We start from the raw sequence: 19,362 nt of genomic DNA on the forward strand, positions 1-19,362 counted from the left end.
TGTGGCATAGAACGAGGCATGCACGATTCTTTTGTCCCTCCTGTACCAGTTCCACTCTGCAGGAGGCCCGCAGCCGGGAAGAAAGGAATGCGCTCGGGGGTTACTCGATGTGCTACAAATACCAAGCAATTGCTTGCTTGTTTCGGGAGGGGTCGGGATGTACACAGCTAGCGACGTATTCAGGCAGATAGCGACCATTGAGGTGCGAGTATGACTCTGCACACTGCACTCACCGAGATGGTCGGCATCAAACACCCCGTTGTACAGACCGGTATGGGATGGGTGTCCGGGTCGAAGCTGGTGACAGCGACCGCACGCGCCGGAGGTCTCGGCATCATCGCTTCGGCGACTATGACCTACGACGAATTGAAAACAGCGATCAGGGAAACCAAGGATCGTACGGAGGCGCCCTTCGGAGTGAACCTGCGCGCGGACGCCGAAGACGCTCAGGAACGAGTCGCACTACTCATCCGCGAAGGCGTCCGCGTCGCCTCTTTCGCACTGGCACCGCGACGAGAGATGATCGCCCAGTTCAAAGATGCCGGCATTATCGTGATCCCCACGGTGGGCGCCGCACGCCATGCCGAGAAAGTAGCAGGCTGGGGTGCCGACGCTGTGATCGTGCAGGGCAGCGAAGGCGGCGGCCATACCGGCTCCGTCGCCACCAGCCTCCTGCTGCCGTCGGTTGTACGCGCGGTGGATATCCCGGTCGTCGCCTCGGGTGGATTCTTCGATGGCAGCGGACTCGCCGCCGCCATGGCCTACGGCGCCGCCGGTATCGCGATGGGGACCCGGTTCCTGCTCACCAGCGAGAGCACTGTTCCGGACTCGGTGAAACACCAGTATCTCGTCCGAGGTCTCGACGGAACCGTCGTCACCACCAAAGTCGATGGGGTTCCCCATCGGGTCCTGCGCACCGAACTCGTCGAATCGCTCGAACGCAGCCGTGGCGCGCGCACTCTGGCGCACGCGCTCGTCAACACCTTTCGTTTCCGGAAGGTGACGGGGATCAGTTGGCGCGCAATGGCCGCCGAAGGGCTCACGCTTGTGCGGAACGGCGACCGCACGGTCGCACAACTGATGATGTCGGCAAACAGTCCTATGCTCCTTCGGGCAGGGCTTGTTAAGGGCGATACCGATGCTGGGGTCCTGGCCGCAGGCCAGGTAGTCGGCATGATCGACGACCTGCCCAGTGTTCGTGAGCTCATCGAACGGATCGTCTTCGATGCGGAAAGCAGACTCGACGAACTTCAACAGGCTCGGTAGTTACATGCGCCGAACCACCGCGCACACCGATCGGACGGTGCGCAAGTCCAGGCTTCTTCGTTCGCCGCGTCAGTAGGGACGAGAGGATGAACACTCGCTACAGTCGGCGGCACCACATAAACCGATAACGGCGAACACACAAGCGCACCGCAGCACGATAAACTGCGCCACCTCAGAGGAAGGCATGAGTTCTTCTCTGAGCTTGCGCTTATTGTTTCGAACTGGGTGACGTTGCTCGACGGTAAGCCACCAAAACGCCGTCTGGAAAGCGACATTGGTGCGACCGTTATTTTCTTAGTCGATGACGAACAGTGCACCTCCGAGGGCATAAGCTGAGAACGAAGACTGTACGATCCAGCTCGGTTCGGGAGGCTGCACGATGACGATTCATGGTATTCGACTCGACGCCGACACCCGCTTCAAAGTAAAGATTGCGGCACTCGCGACTGCAGTACTCCTCATTGGACTACTGGGCGTATTCGCGAACAGCATAGGCGGATTGAGCTGGGATTATGCTCACACAGCATCCGGGCAACCACTGTTCCAGCGGTACAGCTTCATCGCGGGAATCATCATCGTATCGATGTGGGTCGTCGCTGCAGGGTCGTCACTATTTGTTTGGTGTCGTAATCGAAAAGCGCGAACTTCGCTCGAAGCTTAGTGATGCGGCGCCGTCACTTAACAGGAAATCTTTGCGCTGCCAGGTGGGTGCGGGCATCGCTGTCGAGTTCGGACGCGGAAGTCGTCCAACTACGTCGGGATCAGCCGCTCGTGGTCGACGGTCGAAGTTTGACTGTTCTGCGTGGTTGGCGCTCGCGTTCATCGAAGTGGAAGTCCACGCCTTGTTCCCTACAGGTGGCGAAGGATGCTTCCAAAGCTTCCTCGGATTGCCACCTGCCGGTGGCAACTACTGCATCGTCGTCGTCGGCGACCCAAGACTCCGCTGCTATGCATCCGCTGGTTGACCGGAGTGCTGCGACCGCGGCTTCCATCCGTCGAGTGAGGTCGCTGATCCACCCCTGCGCTGGGTAGTGGAACACGATGTAACCAATGGGGGTGTCTGTAGTACTCATCGTTGGAGTGTGCGCGGCGATGCCTTCGGGTTCAAGTGAGGTTTGTCGCCGGACTGGTCGACGGCAGGTACACCTGCCACTTCCATTCGTCAGAACCGTGCCATCTATCGCCGAAAGTCACACGCGACCACCGATGGCTGAATTGGGCGGCCGTAAACGACCGAATTCGGTCAACCAGATTCCACTTGGCTAGGAACCGGCTGTGTATCCATCCGAAGTGCCGATCGTCGACTCGCCCGGCACCGGGGTCTCTCTCGGACTTCGCCCCAGTTTTGAATCCCTCTCGAAGTCCTCGTTCGTCTGGGGAGAGTCGTGGCTCGGCTGCTCGGAAGTTGTCGGATCCGTCGAGGAGGAATCAATCGAGCGGGTACCCAGCGCGATATACGAAAAGCCAACTACCATCGCCGCGGCCACACTGACTGCTAATGCAACGACGATGCGTCGTCCCCAACGGCCATGGTCGTCCCCAATGGCCATGAATGATCCTCTCAATGGAGTAGGGCACAGCACTCGCCAAGTACCCCGCGCTGCTTTGACTCTATGTGCCCGCAATGTCGCCAAACCCCGCGCCCAGCTAAACCGACATGTCGACTCCAAAGTCCGACCACAAACGGTCGTATTCGGCCGACGGATCGACCCGAATCAGCGCTGTGACTCTAATTGCCACGGCGGTAGCCGTCAGACACTCTCACTTTGGGATCCTCGGCCGAGCAGGAGGCGGGAGGTATCTCGGGCTTCTCACCGTGTTGAGATCCGCCAGCCAGGCATCCTCGGAGCCTCCGAACAACTCCTCGACGCGGCGACTGTTCAGAAAACCACTGATCAACTGCCACAGTTCATCCGCGAACGCCGGGGCTTCGGGACCGACCAAGCGAAGCAAGAACACGAACGCATCGTCATCATCGAGCGCGGCCACGACGCCGTGCTCGGCGATCACCCCCGCATCATCGGGATACACCCCACCCAGAAACTCCAGCCCATGCAGATAATCGTCGAGGTACCTGTTCGGGCGCATCCCCTCATCCTTCCACCATGATCACTCGTGCAAGATCGGTTAGCCGGACCTGCCTACCGCGTACTCCACGACGTCGAAAAGCGGACCGGCGCCACTCGCGGAGGTGCCCGAATCGCCGACATGAGCGACGCCGCGACCGTCCGTGCCCTGGCGAAGATGCTCGACGACTTAAGGGCCGGCAGCGACGGCACCGACAGCTGAAATCCAAAGCGATAGATCGGCTCTCAACTTGGCTCGATCCGATCGGCGAGACGGAAAGAGCAGGAAGACTCAGATCCATTGTTCGGTGGATGCCGCCAGAACTCGGTCCATCGTCTCTGCCGAGAACGTGTTGGTCGGGGTCGGGGGAGCGTTGCGGCCACGGCGCGGCGCACCCAGTTCGGGGTACAGCGACCGCGAGATTTCGCGGGCGGCGTCGACTACCAGTGGGGCGACTCGCTCGAGCTGAGTGGTTCGTATGTCGCCGCACAATGCGATGCTGCCGACGGGGCCGTCGTGCCCGCGAATCGCTGCCGCCACGCATGCAAGGCCGCGAGCGGATTCATCGCGCTCGAAGGCCAAGCCCCGGCGCTGACGGATGCGGTTGAGTTCCTGATGCAGGACGCCGATCTCTGCGATGATGTTCTCTGTACAGCGAGGGAGAGTGGCACCGAAGAGTGCGTCGACGCGCTCGGGGTCGATCCACGCGAGGATCGCCTTGCCGCCGGCGGTGGAGTGCGCACGAGCGCGGCCACCGACTCGTGAGGGGATCGCTGCGGCGAATCGTCCGCCGACTTTGTCGAGGTACACGATGTCGCGGCCGTCGAGCACCGACAGGTGCACGACCATGCCGGTCTGTAGGTGCAGTTCATGCAGGAAGGGTGCAGCGGCTTCACGGATCTGGCTGTGTCCACCATCGCCGCCACCGAGGCCGCGTGCCCGCTGTCCGAGGTAGTAGCCGAACGATGCGTGTTCGACCCAGTCGAGTTTGACGAGTTGATCAAGAATGCGGTGGACGGTGGAGCGCGGCAACTGCGTACGGCACACGATCTCTTCCAGGGTGAGCCGTGCTGCGCGTCCGTCGAAGGCGTCGAGAATCAGCGTCATTCGCTCGATCATCGACGGCGGCAAGTCCATTTTGGCCTGAGCGTTGGTCGGCTGAGCAGTGGTCACGGTGTCGTTGATGTCAACGAGGGCCATGGACACCTCCCAAAAACTAGAATGTATTTCACTTTACTGTACGCCTGTCGTGCTCGCTCGATGTTGAGTCGCAGGTCCACGCTCTGCTGGGGGGTAGGGGAGCCAGGTGGCCTTCGGAGCGTTGCGGTGGCGTGTTCCTTTTCTCGGCGTCGAGTCCGGGTTCCGAACACTCTGGTGTGCGGGGACGGTCCGATACTGGCCGACACCTTTGATTGCGCCGCGCTAGTTGGAGGACTTCCGATTCCTGTTCAACAGTGGCTCACTGCCAGTGGATGGATTTTGACGCCCGCACTCCTATGCCCGGATCGCCGAGCGCTTTGTCGGTGATCCGCGAGATGGTGTCTTTCGGGACGGGGCGCCGTAGATTTCAGCAAAGGGTGCACTGATTTCACGGGTCGCTAATCCTTTGGCGTTGGGTGACAACACCAGGTACGTCGCGAGAGCGGCGGCGCGGCGGCGTCGACTTGCTGGCATGAGTTTTCAGCTCGGCTTCGGAGTGGGCACGGGCTACGAAAGCTGCGGCAGCTTCACACGCATGTACTCACGCAGTTCGTCGTTTCCGGTACCCTCGCAGCATTGTCAGAGTCATCGGCGCCGCATGGTCCCCGATACTTTGGGTGCCCCAATGTAATCGAGCTTGACGCAGTCGACCAGCTTCGACAGGTCCGTGTCTGTGCCCTCTCCGAGAGCATGAAGAAGGGTTGCCTCGGTCTCCGGATTGATCGATGACGGCGGATTGGTGAGCCGATGAGGAGTGAGAGGCAATCCCTCACGGAAAGTGGGCCAGAACTAGGGGTTGTTGTCAGCGATCGAGCAGTACGCGGCGGCTCGCGGCGATGGGACTCTGCGCGGTGAGACCCCCGTCGAGTACCAGCGTTTGACCGCTCATGTATCGGGACTCGTCCGATGCGAGGTAGACCATCGCCCAGCCGATGTCCTCGGGATCACCGATCATATCGAGGGCGTTGTGTCGCTGGATGTCATCGATGACCTCGGCGGGAACGTTATCGCGGAGGGCAGGTGTCATGACCGCACCCGGAGCAACAGCGTTGCAACGGATTCCTTGCTTACCGTACTGAGTGGCAATGTATTGGGTCAGGCGAATGACAGCCGCTTTCGCTGCGCCGTAGGCGCACTGGAGAGTATCCCCAGCGAGACCTCCGATCGAGACGGTGTTGATGATCGACCCGCCGCCGGCGGAGAGCATATGTGGCAGCGCCAATTGTGAGGTGACTACCGTGCTTCGGGCGTTCAACGCCATCGTCCGGTCCCACTCGTCGAGGTCGAGGCGCAACAGGTCGAGATCCTTACGCGGGTTGCTTCCGCCGACGTGGTTGCACAGAACGTTGATACCGCCGAATTCGGTGGCAGCGCAGTCGATCATGGTGGCTACTGATTTTTCGTCCATTACGTCGACCGCGATACCTACGGCGCGGCCCCCGACCTCTGAGCGGGAGATTTCGGTAGCCGTATTCGAGGCGGCGTCCCCGTCGAGGTCAGCAATCAGGACACTCGCGCCCTCTGTGACCATGAGCTCGGCGGCGGCGCGACCGATCCCGCTCGCGGCTCCGGTGATGACGATTTTCTTGCCGGCAAGGCGATTCATGAGAGTTCCTCTCGCAGAAGTCGTACAGAATAAGGTGCTTGTTCTCACTGTGCCGCCCCGAGCCTCACAATGCCGCCCGAAGGATTACGGGCGGCACTGTGTCGGGGCCGGGTGCGCCGCGGAGTCTGTCAGTGGGAAGCGTGTGCGGGCGAAGTCGTCGGCGTGGGCTTACGCAGATGGGTGAGTACAAGAAGGATCACCGTCAACAGGAGCCATCCACCCAGGATCAACAGCCCGTGGCCGATCCCCGTGCTTCCGAAGTAGACGATCGAGCGTGCTGCGTCCATCGCTCCGGCGCCGATCCAGAAGTGACTGAGACCGGACCAGAATCCGGGGAGAAAGTCCGCTGGGAAGGCTGCGCCTGCGCTCGGGAAGTTGAGGAAGATCATCAACAGCATCACGATCATGATCGCCGCCTTACCGAACACGCGGTTGGCGAGAATACTGACCAAACCGACGGTGAACGTGTACGTGAAGATCACAGCCAACAGGCCGAGATTTTCGACGAAGGATGCTTCGTAGAACCCGACGAAGATGGCGGAGACAAAGTACGACACCATCACGCCGATGACCGCCATCACCGCGAGCACACCGAGTTTCACACGCAGCTCCATCGCCGGAGCAACCTGCGCGAGCACGGTAATTGTCAAGTAGCCGATGATTGTGCACACCACCAGCAGGTAGAACAGTGCAGAACCCGTCGGGTCGTCAGCCGCGAGAGGTGCATGATCGATGATATTCGCCTGCTGCCCCTGGGCAGCTGCCAGCGGCTGGGCCAATCCCTCGACCGCCTGAACCCGCATCGGCCCTTCGGCGGAGGCGATGTGGACGTTCATCGGCGTCCCCAGTTCGATCACGCCGGCGATCTCGCGGCCTTGCAGTCGCTCCAGTGCTGCTGCGGTGTCCGTTGTGGTCGCGAGGTCGAACTTGTCCCCGACATTCGGCGCGAGTTGTTCGACCAAGGCCGACGTGGCGGACTGCGGCCCAGCGACCACGACCCCGACATGATGTGGCGTCGGGCTGTGGAACGCGCTGACATAGCAGAGCGCGAACATCACAGCGAAGAAGATGGGGAACACCATCGCCTCGATGACGGGCCGCCACGAAGTACGGCCGGGGGCAGCGTGGGTCGCCGGAGCATTTGCATGTTCCAGGAGGTGAGTGGGCGCGATCGCCTCACTGTCTGCTTCGAGAGCCTGATCCCAGTCGGGATGGTGAGGGTCGTGGGGGTGGGGCATGCGCACAGGCCTTTCGGAGCGAGCTGTCAACAATGAAGACACACCCAGTCAACAGTGTTGACACTTCGTTGTCAACACTGTTGACAAGATGGGTAGAATAAAGACCAGTCGAAGGAAGGGTGAGCCATGTCAGCCGCAGGCCAGGACGAAGGGGCCGGCAGGGCCGGCACCGCCCTCAATCGCCGAGCAGTGCAGGAAGCCGCAGCGCAACTGTTCGCAGAACAGGGCTTCGCTGCTACCGGCGTGCGCGACATCGCGCGACAAGCACGGGTTGATCCCGCGCTGGTCATCCGCTATTTCGGCTCCAAGGAGAAGCTGTTCGTCCACACCATGACGATGTCCGATGCTTTCCTAGAAGTCACGCAAGGGCCGCTCGCCGGCTTGGGTCGAACGCTGGTGGACTTCGTCGTCCGCAGAACTCGTCTCCGGCAAACCGGCACCGCCGCCGCTGTCTTTGCAGCATTGGTGCGAGCTTCCGACCGGCCCGCGGTACGAGAGCACCTGCAGGAAGCCATCGAGCAGATGATCATCGCTCCGCTGGCCCCCAGGCTCGGTGGTGACGATCCGGAGCTGCGTGCACATCTCCTCGCGGCCCAACTGTCCGGATTGATGAACGCTCTGTACGTCGTCGAGAGCCCCTGGCTGCTCGAGGCGCCGATCGACGCGATCGTCGACTGCTACGGGGACGCCCTCCAGACCATCATCGACGGCTCGTCGCCGCCGCCGAATATTGCACCTGCACCAACCTCCGACACATCGACTCGATAGAACTTGACGAAGCAAGGTCTACACGGGGGCCGGCGCCCCCAGATCTCACTGCCGTCGCGGAGTTCGTGCGGCGGCCGAAGCGGGCTGGGACGGGCATTGCACGGCGGACGACAACGTGGACGCAGCCTCTGGAAACGCAGGAAGAAGGTCCTGGCGTACTTCGATACCGGGGCCTCGAACGGACCGGTCGAACCGATCAACCGCCGCCTCGAACACCTCCGCAGTATCGCCCTCGGCTTCCGCAACCTCGAACACTACATCTTGCGGTCACTGATCCACTCTGACCAGCTCCGGGAACAAATCAACGCACTCTAAAACCGGAAGGGCCAGTTAACACTCGCCGATAACTTATATTATGTCAACCTATCGATGAAATACGCTGCCCGGCAACGAAATACGTCCACACTGAACGTGCATCGTCCGTATCGAGTGGCAGGGTCGCTACCAGAGTGAGAGCGGACGTCCTGCGGCCTCGGCCGCAGCGATGCGCTCTTCGATGACGTCGACTCCTACGTTTTGTTCGATCCCGGTACGGCTCGCGGCGGCGATGGCGCGAGTGCGACCTGCGGGTCCTCGAACGTCGGCGAGTGGGCTGGCGATGTTGCGTCGCCGGAGCTCGTATTCGCTGCGGTTGCTGCGATTGGTTCCCAATTGCATTTGTGCCGGGTTGGTGCAGCCGGCGAAGTCGCATTGGTGGCACAGCCCGCGTCGTCGGTGTTGGACCAGCCCAACCTGGAGATGACACCGTATTCGAGTTGGTAGGTTGAACGTCCACCTCTTGCCGTTTTTGTAAAACGCAAATAGTTGGTTGCGCGGTCGATTTAAAGGCGAAAACTCTCGGACCCATTTCAATCACGCCATACCTGGCGAGTGCCTGTGTGGACGCGGCACCTTCAACCCCCTCGGCTGTTCCGCCGCCCGGCGGGCGTTCGCGGCACCCACTGGGGCTGCACATGTATGTTTGCCGCTCTGATTGACCGTCCGCGCACGACCGGTAAGGCCGATGTCGCCGGGGGTTTCGGGATGTCGGTGCAGCCGTCTGTGAGGGCAAAGCCCCACTTCGCTCCGGCTACGGACCCGGCACATCACTGATAACCCTTGCCGTCGCGTAGTTTCTCTGCTTAGACTGCAAATAAGTAAATCAACATTAGTTTATTTTAGGAGAGATGTGACACGAAGAGCAGTGGTGGCGGGAGTGGGCATGATCCCCTTCGCGACACCGAGCCGGTCCGAGACGTACGACGTGATGGGTACGACGGCAGCGCGCGCTGCTCTTGTCGACGCCGGCGTCGAGTACAGCAAGATCCAGCAGGCCTATGCGGGGTACGTGTACGGAGATTCCACGTGCGGTCAGGCCGTTGTCTACGGTCTGGGCCTGACCGGCATTCCCGTGATCAATGTCAACAACAACTGCTCGACGGGTTCGTCGGCGTTGTTCCTAGCAAGACAGGCCGTCGAGTCGGGAGCGGTAGATGTGGCACTGGCGGTCGGGTTCGAGCAGATGCAGCGCGGCGCGTTGGCCATGGGTTTCACCGACCGTCCCACTCCGTTCGATCGATTCAACGAAGTGATGGACCAGATCCAGGAACGGACTGATGCGCCGTTCGCTGCGCAGATGTTCGGCGGCGCCGGACAGCAGTACGCGCAGAAGTACGACACCGTGCCCGAGACCTTCGCGAAGATCTCGGTCAAGTCCCGTAAGCATGCGGCGAATAATCCTTATGCGGTGTTCAAGGACCCTGTCACGGTGGACGAGGTACTTGCCTCCCCGCATATTTACGGTTCGCTCACCCGCTTGCAATGCTGCCCTCCCACCTGCGGCGCAGCAGCAGCGGTCATCGTGAGCGAGGAGTACGCCAAGAAGAATGGTCTCGACGGCTCGATCGTGATCAAGGCACAGGCGATGACGACCGATTTCTCCTCCACTTTCGACGAAAACGACATGACGAAGATCGTCGGCTACGACATGTCGAAGGCTGCCGCACAGCAGGTCTACGAGGCGTCGGGGGTCTCGCCTGAAGATCTGCGCGTGGTGGAGTTGCACGACTGTTTCACAGCCAACGAGTTGCTCTCCTACGAAGCTCTCGGGCTCACGCCCGAGGGCACGGCAGAACAGTTCGTCAACGACGGAGACAACACCTATGGCGGCCGGGTCGTCACCAACCCGTCCGGAGGTCTGCTCTCGAAGGGACATCCGCTCGGGGCAACGGGTCTGGCGCAGTGCGCAGAGCTGGTGTGGCAACTGCGCGGCCAGGCACAAGCCCGTCAGGTCGAGGGAGATCTCAAGGTCGCATTGCAGCACAACATCGGTCTCGGTGGCGCCGCGGTTGTCACCCTCTACGAGAAAGTGAGCTGAGTATGACCGTGGATCCATCCGTGATCGGTACGGAGTTCCCTCCGACCGACCTCACCGTCGATGCAGGCAGGTTGCGCTTCTTCGCGAAGGCGATCGGTGAGACGAACCCCGTCTACACCGACGTCGCCGCAGCCAAAGCTGCAGGGTACAGCAATCTGCCGGTACCGCCGACGTTTCTGTTCTCCATCGAACTCGACAGTCCTGATCCATTCTCCTGGCTCTCGGACCTCGGCGTCGATCTGCGCTATGTCCTGCACGGAGAGCAAGCGTTCACCTACCATTCCATCGCTTACCCGGGCGAGACGTTGACCGCGACGTCGACGATCACCGACGTGTACTCGAAAAAAGGCGGCGCACTCGATTTTATCGTCAAGGACACTGCGGTCACCCGCGCGGACGGCTCCGCTGTGGCCGATCTGAAATCCGTACTCGTCGTACGCAACCCGGGAGTCGGCAAATGAAATCCACCGAGCACATCGAAGTCGGCTCCGAGCTCCCCGCATTGGAGATCGAAAAGATCACGCGCACCACGTTGGCATTGTTCGGCGGTGCTTCAGGTGATCACAATCCGATGCACATCGACATCGACGTCGCCAAATCTGCCGGACTTGAGGACGTCTTCGCTCACGGCATGCTGTCGATGGCCTACCTGGGGCGGTTGTTGACCAATTGGGTTCCCCAGGAATCGATTCGGTCATACCGGGTCCGGTTCGCTTCCATAACACCGGTGTTGGCGAAGCCCACCGCCACCGGCAAGGTCGTCGCGATCGAGGAAGTGGACGGCGAGCGCCGCGCGAGCGTCGAACTCACCGTCATCCTCGCCGACGGCTCCGTCACACTCACCGGCGACGCAGTCGTCGCCATCAACTGAAGGATCTGCAGAACATGGGAACTCTCGACACCAAAGTTGCTATCGTCTCCGGCTCCGGTCGCGGTATCGGACGGGAAATCGCACTCAAGCTCGCACGCGAAGGCGCCAAGGTGGTGGTCAACGACCTCGATGCCGAACCGGCCCAGGAGACAGTCGCCGCGATCGAAGCTGCCGGCGGGCAGGCCGTCGCGTGCGTCGGCAGTGTCACCGAAGAAGGTTTCGCGGAACGTTTCGTGCAGAGTGCGGTGAACTCTTTCGACGGGCTCGACATCATCGTCAACAACGCCGGCTACACCTGGGACTCGGTGATCCAGAAGATGACCGACGAGCAGTGGGACGCCATTGTCGACGTGCACCTCAAGGCCCCGTTCCGCATTCTGCGTGCCGCACAGCCCGTTATCGCTGCCGCGGTCAAGAAGGCCAAAGACGCCGGCGAACCCGTCCCCTGCCGCAAAGTCGTCAACATCTCTTCCCTCGCCGGCACCGGCGGCAATCCCGGCCAGGCGAACTATTCCTCCGCCAAGGCCGGTATCACCGGGCTGACCAAGACGCTGGCCAAGGAATGGGGCCGCTACAACGTCACCGTCAACACCGTGGCATTCGGCTTCATCAAGACCCGCTTGACCGAAGCGTCGGCAGACGGCTCGGCCACCATCGATGTACAGGGTCGTGAGATCAAGGTCGGTGTCAATCCGAATTTGATGACGGCGATGGAGCAGATGATTCCCCTCGGGCGAGCGGGCGCGCCGAGTGAAGCTGCAGGGTCGGTCTACATGCTGTGCACTCCCGAATCCGATTACGTCAGCGCGCAGACCTTGGTCTGCGGCGGCGGCTTCAACTTCTAGGAGTGGTGAACATGGGTACCGCAGAATATCGATCGTCGTGGATCGACGACGACATCGTTGCGCTGCAGGAGATGGCTACGAAGTTCTTCGAAGCGGAACTGCTGCCGAACCAGGAACGATTCGCCGAGCAAAAGCATGTCGATCGCAGCTTCTGGAACGCGGCGGGCAAGCTCGGTCTGCTCTGCGCATCGATCCCGGAAGAGTACGGCGGCGGCGGCGGTACTCACGCCCATGACTTCGCGATCTTCGATGCTCAGTACCGACTCGGCGACACCAGCTTCGGCAACATGGTGCACAGCGGCATCGTCGCTCACTACATCCTTGCGTACGGCAGCGAGGATCAGAAGCAACGGTGGCTGCCCAGGATGGCCACGGGCGAGCTGGTCGGTGCCATCGCGATGAGTGAGCCGGGCGCCGGATCCGATCTGAAAATGTTGCGTACCAACGCTCGTCGCGACGGCGAGGAGTACGTGATCGACGGTGCGAAGACGTTCATCTCCAACGGCAAGCATGCCGACCTGGTCATCGTCGCGGCGAAGACGGACCCCGCTGCCGGGGCGAAGGGTGTCTCGCTGATCGTGGTCGAGACGGCCGACTCCCACGGTTATCGTGTGGGACGAGTGCTGGACAAGATCGGTATGAAAGGTCAGGACACTGCAGAGTTGTTCTTCGACGGCGTCCGGGTCCCGGCCCGAAACCTGCTCGGCGGTGAGGGCGCAGGTTTCGGTTATCTGATGAAGCAACTGGCACACGAGCGGCTCGGGATCGCCGTGTGCGCCGCCGCTGCCACCGAGGCTGCGGTCGCTCTCACCGTGCAATACACCAAGGACCGTTCGGCATTCGGTGCCTCGTTGTTCGAGATGCAGAACACCCGCTTCCAACTCGCCGACTGCGCCACCCTGGCCCGAGTGTCGCGAGTGTTCGTCGACGACTGCATCGAACGTCATCTTCGCGGTGAACTCGACCCCACCACGGCGTCGATGGCGAAGGCGTACACCACAGAGATCCAAGGCCAGGTCGTCGACAAGTGCCTTCAATTCTTCGGTGGATACGGGTACATGGCCGAGTACCAGATCGCTCGCATGTATGCGGACGCGCGTGTTCAACGCATCTACGGCGGGTCGAACGAAGTGATGAAGGAACTTATCGCCCGTTCTCTGTGAACACAGGGAACGGTGTACGGCAACGCACGAGACCGACCTCTGGCGACTGCACTCGAGGACGCACCACCAGAATGTCGGGCCCGGCTCCGGCAGATTCCGGGGCCAGTAACGCGGTGGCCCTTCGTCGAGGCATCGACGTAGTCACCTCAACACAGAAAGTGACAAGACAAATGGGTCCGCTGCACGGAGTTCGAGTCGTCGAAATCGCCAGCCTGGCGCCTGCACCGTTCGGGTGCATGATCCTTGCCGACATGGGGGCCGACGTGATCCGCGTCGATCGAGCGGACGGGAGGGCCGGCGCGGGGATCACCACTCCCTCCGGTCCGCTCGATCGCGGACGGCGCAGCATTGCCGTGAATTTGAAAGACCATGCCGGCGTCGAGGTTGTTCGCACCCTGATCGAGACGGCAGATGTCTTCGTCGAGGGTTTCCGCCCGGGCGTCGCCGAACGCCTCGGGATCGGGCCGATTGAACTCCTCGCGATCAATCCGGCATTGGTGTACGGGCGGATGACCGGGTGGGGCCAAGACGGCCCGCTGGCCGCGCGCGCCGGCCACGACATCAACTACATCGCCCTGGCGGGGGCGCTGGAGCCGATCGGTCGTGCAGGGGAGCGCCCCCACGCTCCGATGAACCTGATCGGAGACTTCGGAGGCGGCGGCCTGATGTTGGCGCTCGGAATCGTCTCCGCATTGTTCGAGCGGCAACGATCCGGTCGGGGCCAGGTGGTCGACGCGGCGATGGTCGACGGAGCGGCGCTGCTGACCTCGTTCATGCACGGCATGCATGCCAGTGGCATGTGGGAGGGCGAGCGCGGCACCAATACCCTCGACGGGGCAGCGCCGTTCTACGACACCTACGAGACGTCCGACGGAAAGTTCATGGCTGTGGGATGTGTGGAGCCGCAGTTCTACGCCCAACTGCTCGCCGCGTTGGGTCTGACCGAATCAGATCTTACGTCCCAGTCGGACACGGCCGCGTGGCCGGAAATGAAGGCGCGGATAGCGGAGGTGTTCAAGAAGAACACTCGCGCACACTGGACCGAGGTGTTCGCGGGCTCCGATGCGTGCGTCACCCCCGTCCTCTCCCCGTGGGAGGCCCACGAGCACCCGCACAACACAGCTCGGGAGGCATTCATCGAGGTCGACGGCCTAGTGCAGCCAGCGCCTGCTCCCCGTTTCGATCGGACACCGAACGCGGCACCGGTTCCGATGGACGACGGTGGACGCGATGTGACTTCGACCTTGACCAACTGGGGTCTCGAGGAGAGCACGGTAGCTGCTCTGACCTCGTCGGGAGCTGTCTGCTGACCTCCTTGGCCGGCGCATTCAGGAACTCAGACCCAGGACCGCGTCGCCGATGACTGCGAGCTCATCGGCCAGATTCGCCCTCTCCGATGCCGGGGAGCTGTTCACCACGATGTTGATGACGGTGACGGCGGCGAGCACGATCGCGCGCAACTCGCCGTCGTCGACCTCCGGACGAAGGGTTCCCAGAAGGTGCACCCATTCGTCGAGGTACTCGCGTTGACGGGCGCGCAGGACGTGGCGCAGCGGTTCGGTCAAGCTCGATGTCTCGTTGACGACGATGGTGACCAGGTGGGGGTGACTGGTCATGAGGTCGATGTAGGAGACCAACGCGAGATGCAGGGCATGAGAAGTCGACGTCGCCTGTGCGAAAGCAGCGTTGAGACCGATGTCCAACAGATCGGCGCCGCGGTTCAACGCGGCGATCAGGATCTCGTCTTTCTTGGCGAAATGGTTGTAGATACTCGGTCCCGCCATCCCCGTCGCGTGCCCGATGTCGTCCATCGTCACCGTGTGAAAGCCGCGTTCGGCGAAAAGCCTCGTCGCCTCACCGAGCAGCAGCTCTCGCCGTGATCGTCGAGTGTGCGGCGAAGGTCGATCTTCCCGTGCAGTGGACCGACCTCGATCGTTCGGCGAAAGGCAGAGGGCGGTGATTCTCTCGATCATGCCCGCCAACACCGCTCGGTACCGCTCCGCCGGCACCTGCGCTCGGTGATACGAGGGACTGAGCAGGACCGCCAGAACCGCATCGGCGAGAAACGCGCTTTCGTCGGTACCCAACGATGGCCGGTGAGCAGCGATCACGGCGCTCACTCGCTGATGACTGAGGTGTCGGCGGCGGCGCAGCTCTGTTCGTTCGGCGTCGGGGAGGTTGCGGGCTTCTCGTTGCCAGAGCACCCCGATATCGCGGCGCGAAACAGCCAGCGCCACAAGTCCGTCCATGGTCGCGGCGAAGCCGGCATCGTCAGCGAGCACGTCGACGAACCTCTGTGATCCTTCCGACGTCAGCTCGGCGAGTAACGCTTCCTTGTTTCGGAAATGGCGATACAACGCCCCCGGGGTGATGCCGACGGCGACGGCGATATCCGTGAGATTGGCGTTGCTGTACCCGAGGGTCCCGAACTGCTCGGCCGCAGCGGTGAGTATCTGTGCCTTGCGATCACGAGGGCGACGAGTACCCACCCCGCTCACCTTTACCTGCGCTGTACTCATGTCCCCCGCCGATCCATGTCCGAATGACTCAACTTCTCGATCCTAGTGACGGAGCGTTGCGCACCGCTCCGGCGCGGCCAGGCGATGGCCGCTGCGGCCGAACCGACGTCCTCTCCGCGATCATTGCCGCGGACACAGTACTGAAAAAGCGCGCTCACCCCCTATCCGATTCGCTATCAAGCTAATTTTATTTCACTTATCTGGCAAATGTGCATTGCGTACCCATGTAAACCGTCCTACTATGTTGATTGCACGTTTACGTGACTTACATCACTGGAAGGTGGCTATGCCGACAATCGGGAGCGCGTTGACCATGAGCGCCCAGCGCTGTCCGGACAGGACAGCGCTGGTGTTCGGAACAACCAGACGGACCTATCGAGAACTCGACGACGAGATCAACCAAGCCGCCCACGCGTTGCGCCGTCTCGGCCTGTCGAAAGGCGACCGATTCGCGCTGATGGCGGGAAACTCCGACTCGTTCGTGATCGCGTTCTATGCAGCGATCAAAATCGGAGCCATCGTGGTCCCTGTCAATCCCCGCTCCGCAGCTCCGGAGCTGCGGTACCTGCTCGACGACTCCGGAGCGAAGGTCCTCGCTTTCGATGCGACGGTCTCGAAGGTGATAGCCGAGGCGACGAGCTCGACGTCCGCGGCACTTCTCGCTCTGGACTGCGTGGACGGGCTCTCGAGCCTTAGCGAGTTGGCGGCCGACGAACCCACCTCCCCGCCTACCGTCCAGGTCGACGAGTCCGACGACGCACTGATCCTGTACACCTCCGGCACCACGGGCCGACCCAAAGGCGCCTTGTTCGATCATCATCGAACGATCTGGGTCGGGGTGAGCCTGACGAGTTTGTGCGGACTCACCGACGGAGATCGATTGCTCCACGTTGCCCCTCTCTATCACGCCGCGGAGCTGACGATGATGCTGATCCCCGGGATGATGGTCGGGGCCACACACGTCGTTCTGCCGGGTTTCGACCCCGCGGCGGTGCTCGACACACTAGAAAACGAACGCATCACCGGTTTCTTCGGCGTACCGACGATGTATCAGATGCTGTTGCGTCAGCCCGATTTGACCGAGCGGGACCTGTCCTCCTGGCGGACCGGCATTTTCGGTGCGGCACCGATGCCCACCGACGCGGTCGAACGCCTTCTGGACGCTCTGCCCGGGGTCAACCTCTATCAGGCATGCGGACAGACCGAAGGTGGCCCGGGCGGAATTTACAGTCGCCCGGACGAAGTGCGCGCCAATCCCTCCGCCAGCGGACGACTGAGCCTGCTGAACACCGTGGTACGCGTCGTCGATGCCGAAGGACGGAATGTAGGGCCCGGGGAGACCGGTGAACTCATCATGCACGGCGAAACGGTCATGAAAGGTTACTGGAACAAACCACGCGAGACCGCAGAGACGATCCGTGACGGATGGCTGCACACCGGCGACCTCGCCCGGATCGATGCCGACGGTTACATCACGCTGGTCGACCGCATGAAGGACATGATCATCACCGGCGGCCGCAACGTGTACTCCGTCGAAGTGGAGAACGCGCTCGCCGGCCTCCCCGGCGTCGCGGACTGCGCAGTGATCGGACGAAGCAACGAGGAATACGGTGAAACGATCGTCGCAGTCATCACCCCCCTGCCCGGATGCGAGATCACTCTCGAGGAACTCCGCGAAAGTGCGGGGAAACTGATCTCGGACTACAAGCTCCCCCGCGAATTGATCATCGCCGACATCCCGCGCAACCCCTCCGGCAAGATCATGAAGCACAAGCTACGTGACGAACTGCTCGCCCGTCGTGAGACTTCAAGGGATGAGGTAACTCGATGACAGCGCCTACACGGCGTGGCGGCTTTTCGAGGTCTCTCCGATGTCGGAAGGTGCTGCCTGCCGCGTTGGGGGCGTTGCTGCCGTTGGTGCCGTTGGTCGCTACGTCAGCCTGGGCCGATTCTGTGGTGATCCCACGTGCCGAACGGATCGAGGTCGATCCTGGAGTGCAACTGTCTGCGGACGTATACAAATCGTCGGCCGATGGTCGCAGCCCGCTAATCATTATCCCGCCCGGGTACGGCATACCAAATCTGACAAACGCGGTGAGTGCGGCCAAACTCGCGAGCAAGGGTTACGACGTCGTGGTCTACGCCCCCCGCGGCCAATACGCCTCCAGTGGAGAGAACAACTTGATCGCAGCCGCTGACATAGGCGATGTCAGCAAGATCATCGACTGGGCCGGAACGCATCTAGATTCCGACACCACCCGAGTGGGCATGACTGGGGTCTCACAAGGCAGCGTGATCAGCGTAATGGCAGCCGCCAACGATCCCAGGATCCGTGCTGTCGCCGCCATGAGTACGTCCAGTACTACCGCGACACCGCTCATGGTCAACAACACGTGGTTTTCACAATTCATACAGCTCGTCAAGGCCGCGCAACTGGTGAACCCGTTTGGGCCGGAACTCGCCACCGTGATCGACAAATTCGACCACAACGACAGATCAGGTCTATCAGAAATCTTCTCCGTGCGTTCCGCGCAATCGCGGGTGGCCGAACTGAACAAAAACGCACCGGCAATCTTGATTGAGAACGGATGGCAAGACTCCGCATTCCCACCGTCGGGTGTGACCAGCTTCTTTGATCAGCTGACCACGCCGAAACGGATGATGCTGATGCCCGGCGACCACGTAGTCCCCGAACTCGGAGGGTTCGGTGGATTACCCAACGAATCGTGGGATGCAGCTGGAGATTGGTTCGATCACTTCCTCCACGGTATCGATAACGGAATCAACGAGGGAAAACCCGTTCAGTTGCAGCCACTGTTCGGCGGCCCGTTCACCGGGTTCGACAGCTGGCAGGCATCGGTTTCCCCCACCGACCGACGAATCCTCGGGCCCCTAGCAGATGCCGAACGTGGCGCCGGGGAGCTCGGAGCTGCGTCCGCGACAACATGGTCCAAGTCGATAGTAGGAGGCCCCAACCCCGGCGCTGACAGCGGCCCGTTGATTCTCGCCGGGTTAGGAGCACCTCGGCACGTTACCTTCCCAGGGTTCCTCAACGCGGTGGACAGGTCGAGAGCCGCGGTGTGGGAAACCACGCCCACCACGGCAGATAGGACGATCTCCGGCGCACCGGCACTCTCAGTCACAGTGACACCGTCGGACGCTGCATTTAGCATCTTCAGCTACCTGTACGACATAGACGAAAACGGTGGAGCGACACTGCTGGGGCACATTCCCTTCACAGCGACAGATATAGAGGCTGGGATTCCCATCGCCGTGGACGTGTCATTTCAACCCGTTCGATACACGGTCCAGGCAGGACATCGCCTCGCGTTGGTCGTCGATACCGAAGATGAACGCTACGAAAGCGAGACGGCGCTCGGGGAGCGACTGACCTTCGAATCCACGTCTGCTAGCCCAGCTGTTCTCGATGTCCCCTGGCAACAGTGACGGGCTGACATCACAG

The 19,362-nt window shown here is 61.6% G+C and carries 17 protein-coding genes and 2 pseudogenes; 12 read left to right on the plus strand and 7 right to left on the minus strand.

What is annotated here, in order from left to right; genetic code table 11:
- The first annotated feature begins 210 nt into the window (after window positions 1-210).
- Window positions 211-1,266, plus strand: a complete 1,056-nt coding sequence (locus GJB56_RS30385; protein WP_195849658.1) for an NAD(P)H-dependent flavin oxidoreductase — start codon at window positions 211-213, stop codon at window positions 1,264-1,266.
- A gap of 761 nt (window positions 1,267-2,027) precedes the next feature.
- Here GJB56_RS30385 and GJB56_RS30390 read toward each other — a convergent pair.
- Entirely contained in the window at window positions 2,028-2,339 is a 312-nt protein-coding gene (locus GJB56_RS30390) for an antibiotic biosynthesis monooxygenase (RefSeq protein ID WP_113683948.1), read from the minus strand.
- 688 nt (window positions 2,340-3,027) lie between these two features.
- Complete coding sequence (locus tag GJB56_RS30395) at window positions 3,028-3,354, minus strand: hypothetical protein (RefSeq protein WP_113683949.1); 327 nt, start codon at window positions 3,352-3,354, stop codon at window positions 3,028-3,030.
- A gap of 27 nt (window positions 3,355-3,381) precedes the next feature.
- Between GJB56_RS30395 and GJB56_RS30400 the strand changes: the two genes are divergently transcribed.
- Window positions 3,382-3,555, plus strand: coding sequence for a hypothetical protein (locus GJB56_RS30400; protein WP_154606740.1), 174 nt, complete (start codon window positions 3,382-3,384; stop codon window positions 3,553-3,555).
- 69 nt (window positions 3,556-3,624) lie between these two features.
- Here GJB56_RS30400 and GJB56_RS30405 read toward each other — a convergent pair whose 3' ends face one another.
- From GJB56_RS30405 to GJB56_RS30415, 3 genes are all read right to left on the minus strand, one after another.
- The gene (locus GJB56_RS30405) at window positions 3,625-4,533 is read right to left on the minus strand and encodes an IclR family transcriptional regulator (RefSeq protein ID WP_113683950.1); all 909 of its coding nucleotides are present in this window, start codon (window positions 4,531-4,533) and stop codon (window positions 3,625-3,627) included.
- Between the two features lie 802 nt (window positions 4,534-5,335).
- Entirely contained in the window at window positions 5,336-6,139 is an 804-nt protein-coding gene (locus tag GJB56_RS30410; RefSeq protein WP_113683951.1) for an SDR family NAD(P)-dependent oxidoreductase, read from the minus strand.
- Window positions 6,140-6,267: 128 nt separating this feature from the next.
- Complete coding sequence (locus GJB56_RS30415) at window positions 6,268-7,377, minus strand: hypothetical protein (protein WP_230091266.1); 1,110 nt, start codon at window positions 7,375-7,377, stop codon at window positions 6,268-6,270.
- A gap of 126 nt (window positions 7,378-7,503) precedes the next feature.
- Here GJB56_RS30415 and GJB56_RS30420 point away from each other — a divergent pair, with 126 nt between their 5' ends.
- A complete protein-coding gene (locus GJB56_RS30420) occupies window positions 7,504-8,145 on the plus strand; it encodes a TetR/AcrR family transcriptional regulator (RefSeq protein ID WP_113683952.1) in 642 nt (213 codons plus the stop codon).
- A 117-nt stretch (window positions 8,146-8,262) separates the two neighbouring features.
- A pseudogene (locus GJB56_RS30425) lies at window positions 8,263-8,460 on the plus strand (transposase); the annotation flags it as partial.
- 126 nt (window positions 8,461-8,586) lie between these two features.
- On the opposite strand, the pseudogene GJB56_RS30430 reads toward GJB56_RS30425, so the two are convergent.
- Window positions 8,587-8,906, minus strand: a pseudogene (locus GJB56_RS30430) (hypothetical protein); the annotation flags it as partial.
- 407 nt (window positions 8,907-9,313) lie between these two features.
- On the opposite strand from GJB56_RS30430, the gene GJB56_RS30435 reads away from it, so the two are divergent.
- The 6 genes from GJB56_RS30435 (at window position 9,314) to GJB56_RS30460 (ending at window position 14,690) form a co-directional block, all read left to right on the plus strand.
- Window positions 9,314-10,501, plus strand: coding sequence for a lipid-transfer protein (locus tag GJB56_RS30435; protein WP_113683954.1), 1,188 nt, complete (start codon window positions 9,314-9,316; stop codon window positions 10,499-10,501).
- A gap of 2 nt (window positions 10,502-10,503) precedes the next feature.
- A complete protein-coding gene (locus GJB56_RS30440; protein WP_113683955.1) occupies window positions 10,504-10,962 on the plus strand; it encodes a MaoC family dehydratase N-terminal domain-containing protein in 459 nt (152 codons plus the stop codon).
- Window positions 10,959-11,372 (plus strand): MaoC/PaaZ C-terminal domain-containing protein, encoded by a 414-nt coding sequence (locus GJB56_RS30445; RefSeq protein WP_113683956.1) that lies wholly within the window; start codon window positions 10,959-10,961, stop codon window positions 11,370-11,372. The genes GJB56_RS30440 and GJB56_RS30445 overlap by 4 nt, the downstream gene beginning before the upstream one ends.
- A gap of 14 nt (window positions 11,373-11,386) precedes the next feature.
- Entirely contained in the window at window positions 11,387-12,217 is an 831-nt protein-coding gene (locus GJB56_RS30450; protein WP_113683957.1) for an SDR family NAD(P)-dependent oxidoreductase, read from the plus strand.
- A gap of 11 nt (window positions 12,218-12,228) precedes the next feature.
- A complete protein-coding gene (locus GJB56_RS30455) occupies window positions 12,229-13,380 on the plus strand; it encodes an acyl-CoA dehydrogenase family protein (protein WP_113684013.1) in 1,152 nt (383 codons plus the stop codon).
- Window positions 13,381-13,550: 170 nt separating this feature from the next.
- The gene (locus GJB56_RS30460) at window positions 13,551-14,690 is read left to right on the plus strand and encodes a CaiB/BaiF CoA transferase family protein (RefSeq protein ID WP_113683958.1); all 1,140 of its coding nucleotides are present in this window, start codon (window positions 13,551-13,553) and stop codon (window positions 14,688-14,690) included.
- Window positions 14,691-14,708: 18 nt separating this feature from the next.
- Here the strand turns inward: GJB56_RS30460 and GJB56_RS30465 are convergent, their stop codons facing one another.
- Window positions 14,709-15,899 (minus strand): TetR/AcrR family transcriptional regulator, encoded by a 1,191-nt coding sequence (locus GJB56_RS30465; RefSeq protein WP_113683959.1) that lies wholly within the window; start codon window positions 15,897-15,899, stop codon window positions 14,709-14,711.
- 286 nt (window positions 15,900-16,185) lie between these two features.
- Between GJB56_RS30465 and GJB56_RS30470 the strand changes: the two genes are divergently transcribed.
- Both GJB56_RS30470 and GJB56_RS30475 read left to right on the plus strand, forming a co-directional pair.
- Window positions 16,186-17,730, plus strand: coding sequence for a class I adenylate-forming enzyme family protein (locus GJB56_RS30470; protein WP_113683960.1), 1,545 nt, complete (start codon window positions 16,186-16,188; stop codon window positions 17,728-17,730).
- Complete coding sequence (locus tag GJB56_RS30475) at window positions 17,727-19,346, plus strand: alpha/beta fold hydrolase (RefSeq protein WP_113683961.1); 1,620 nt, start codon at window positions 17,727-17,729, stop codon at window positions 19,344-19,346. The genes GJB56_RS30470 and GJB56_RS30475 overlap by 4 nt, the downstream gene beginning before the upstream one ends.
- Window positions 19,347-19,362: the final 16 nt, after the last annotated feature.

Origin of the sequence: Rhodococcus sp. AQ5-07 (assembly GCF_009707305.1) — a bacterium.
GTDB classification, from domain to species: domain Bacteria; phylum Actinomycetota; class Actinomycetes; order Mycobacteriales; family Mycobacteriaceae; genus Rhodococcus_F; species Rhodococcus_F erythropolis.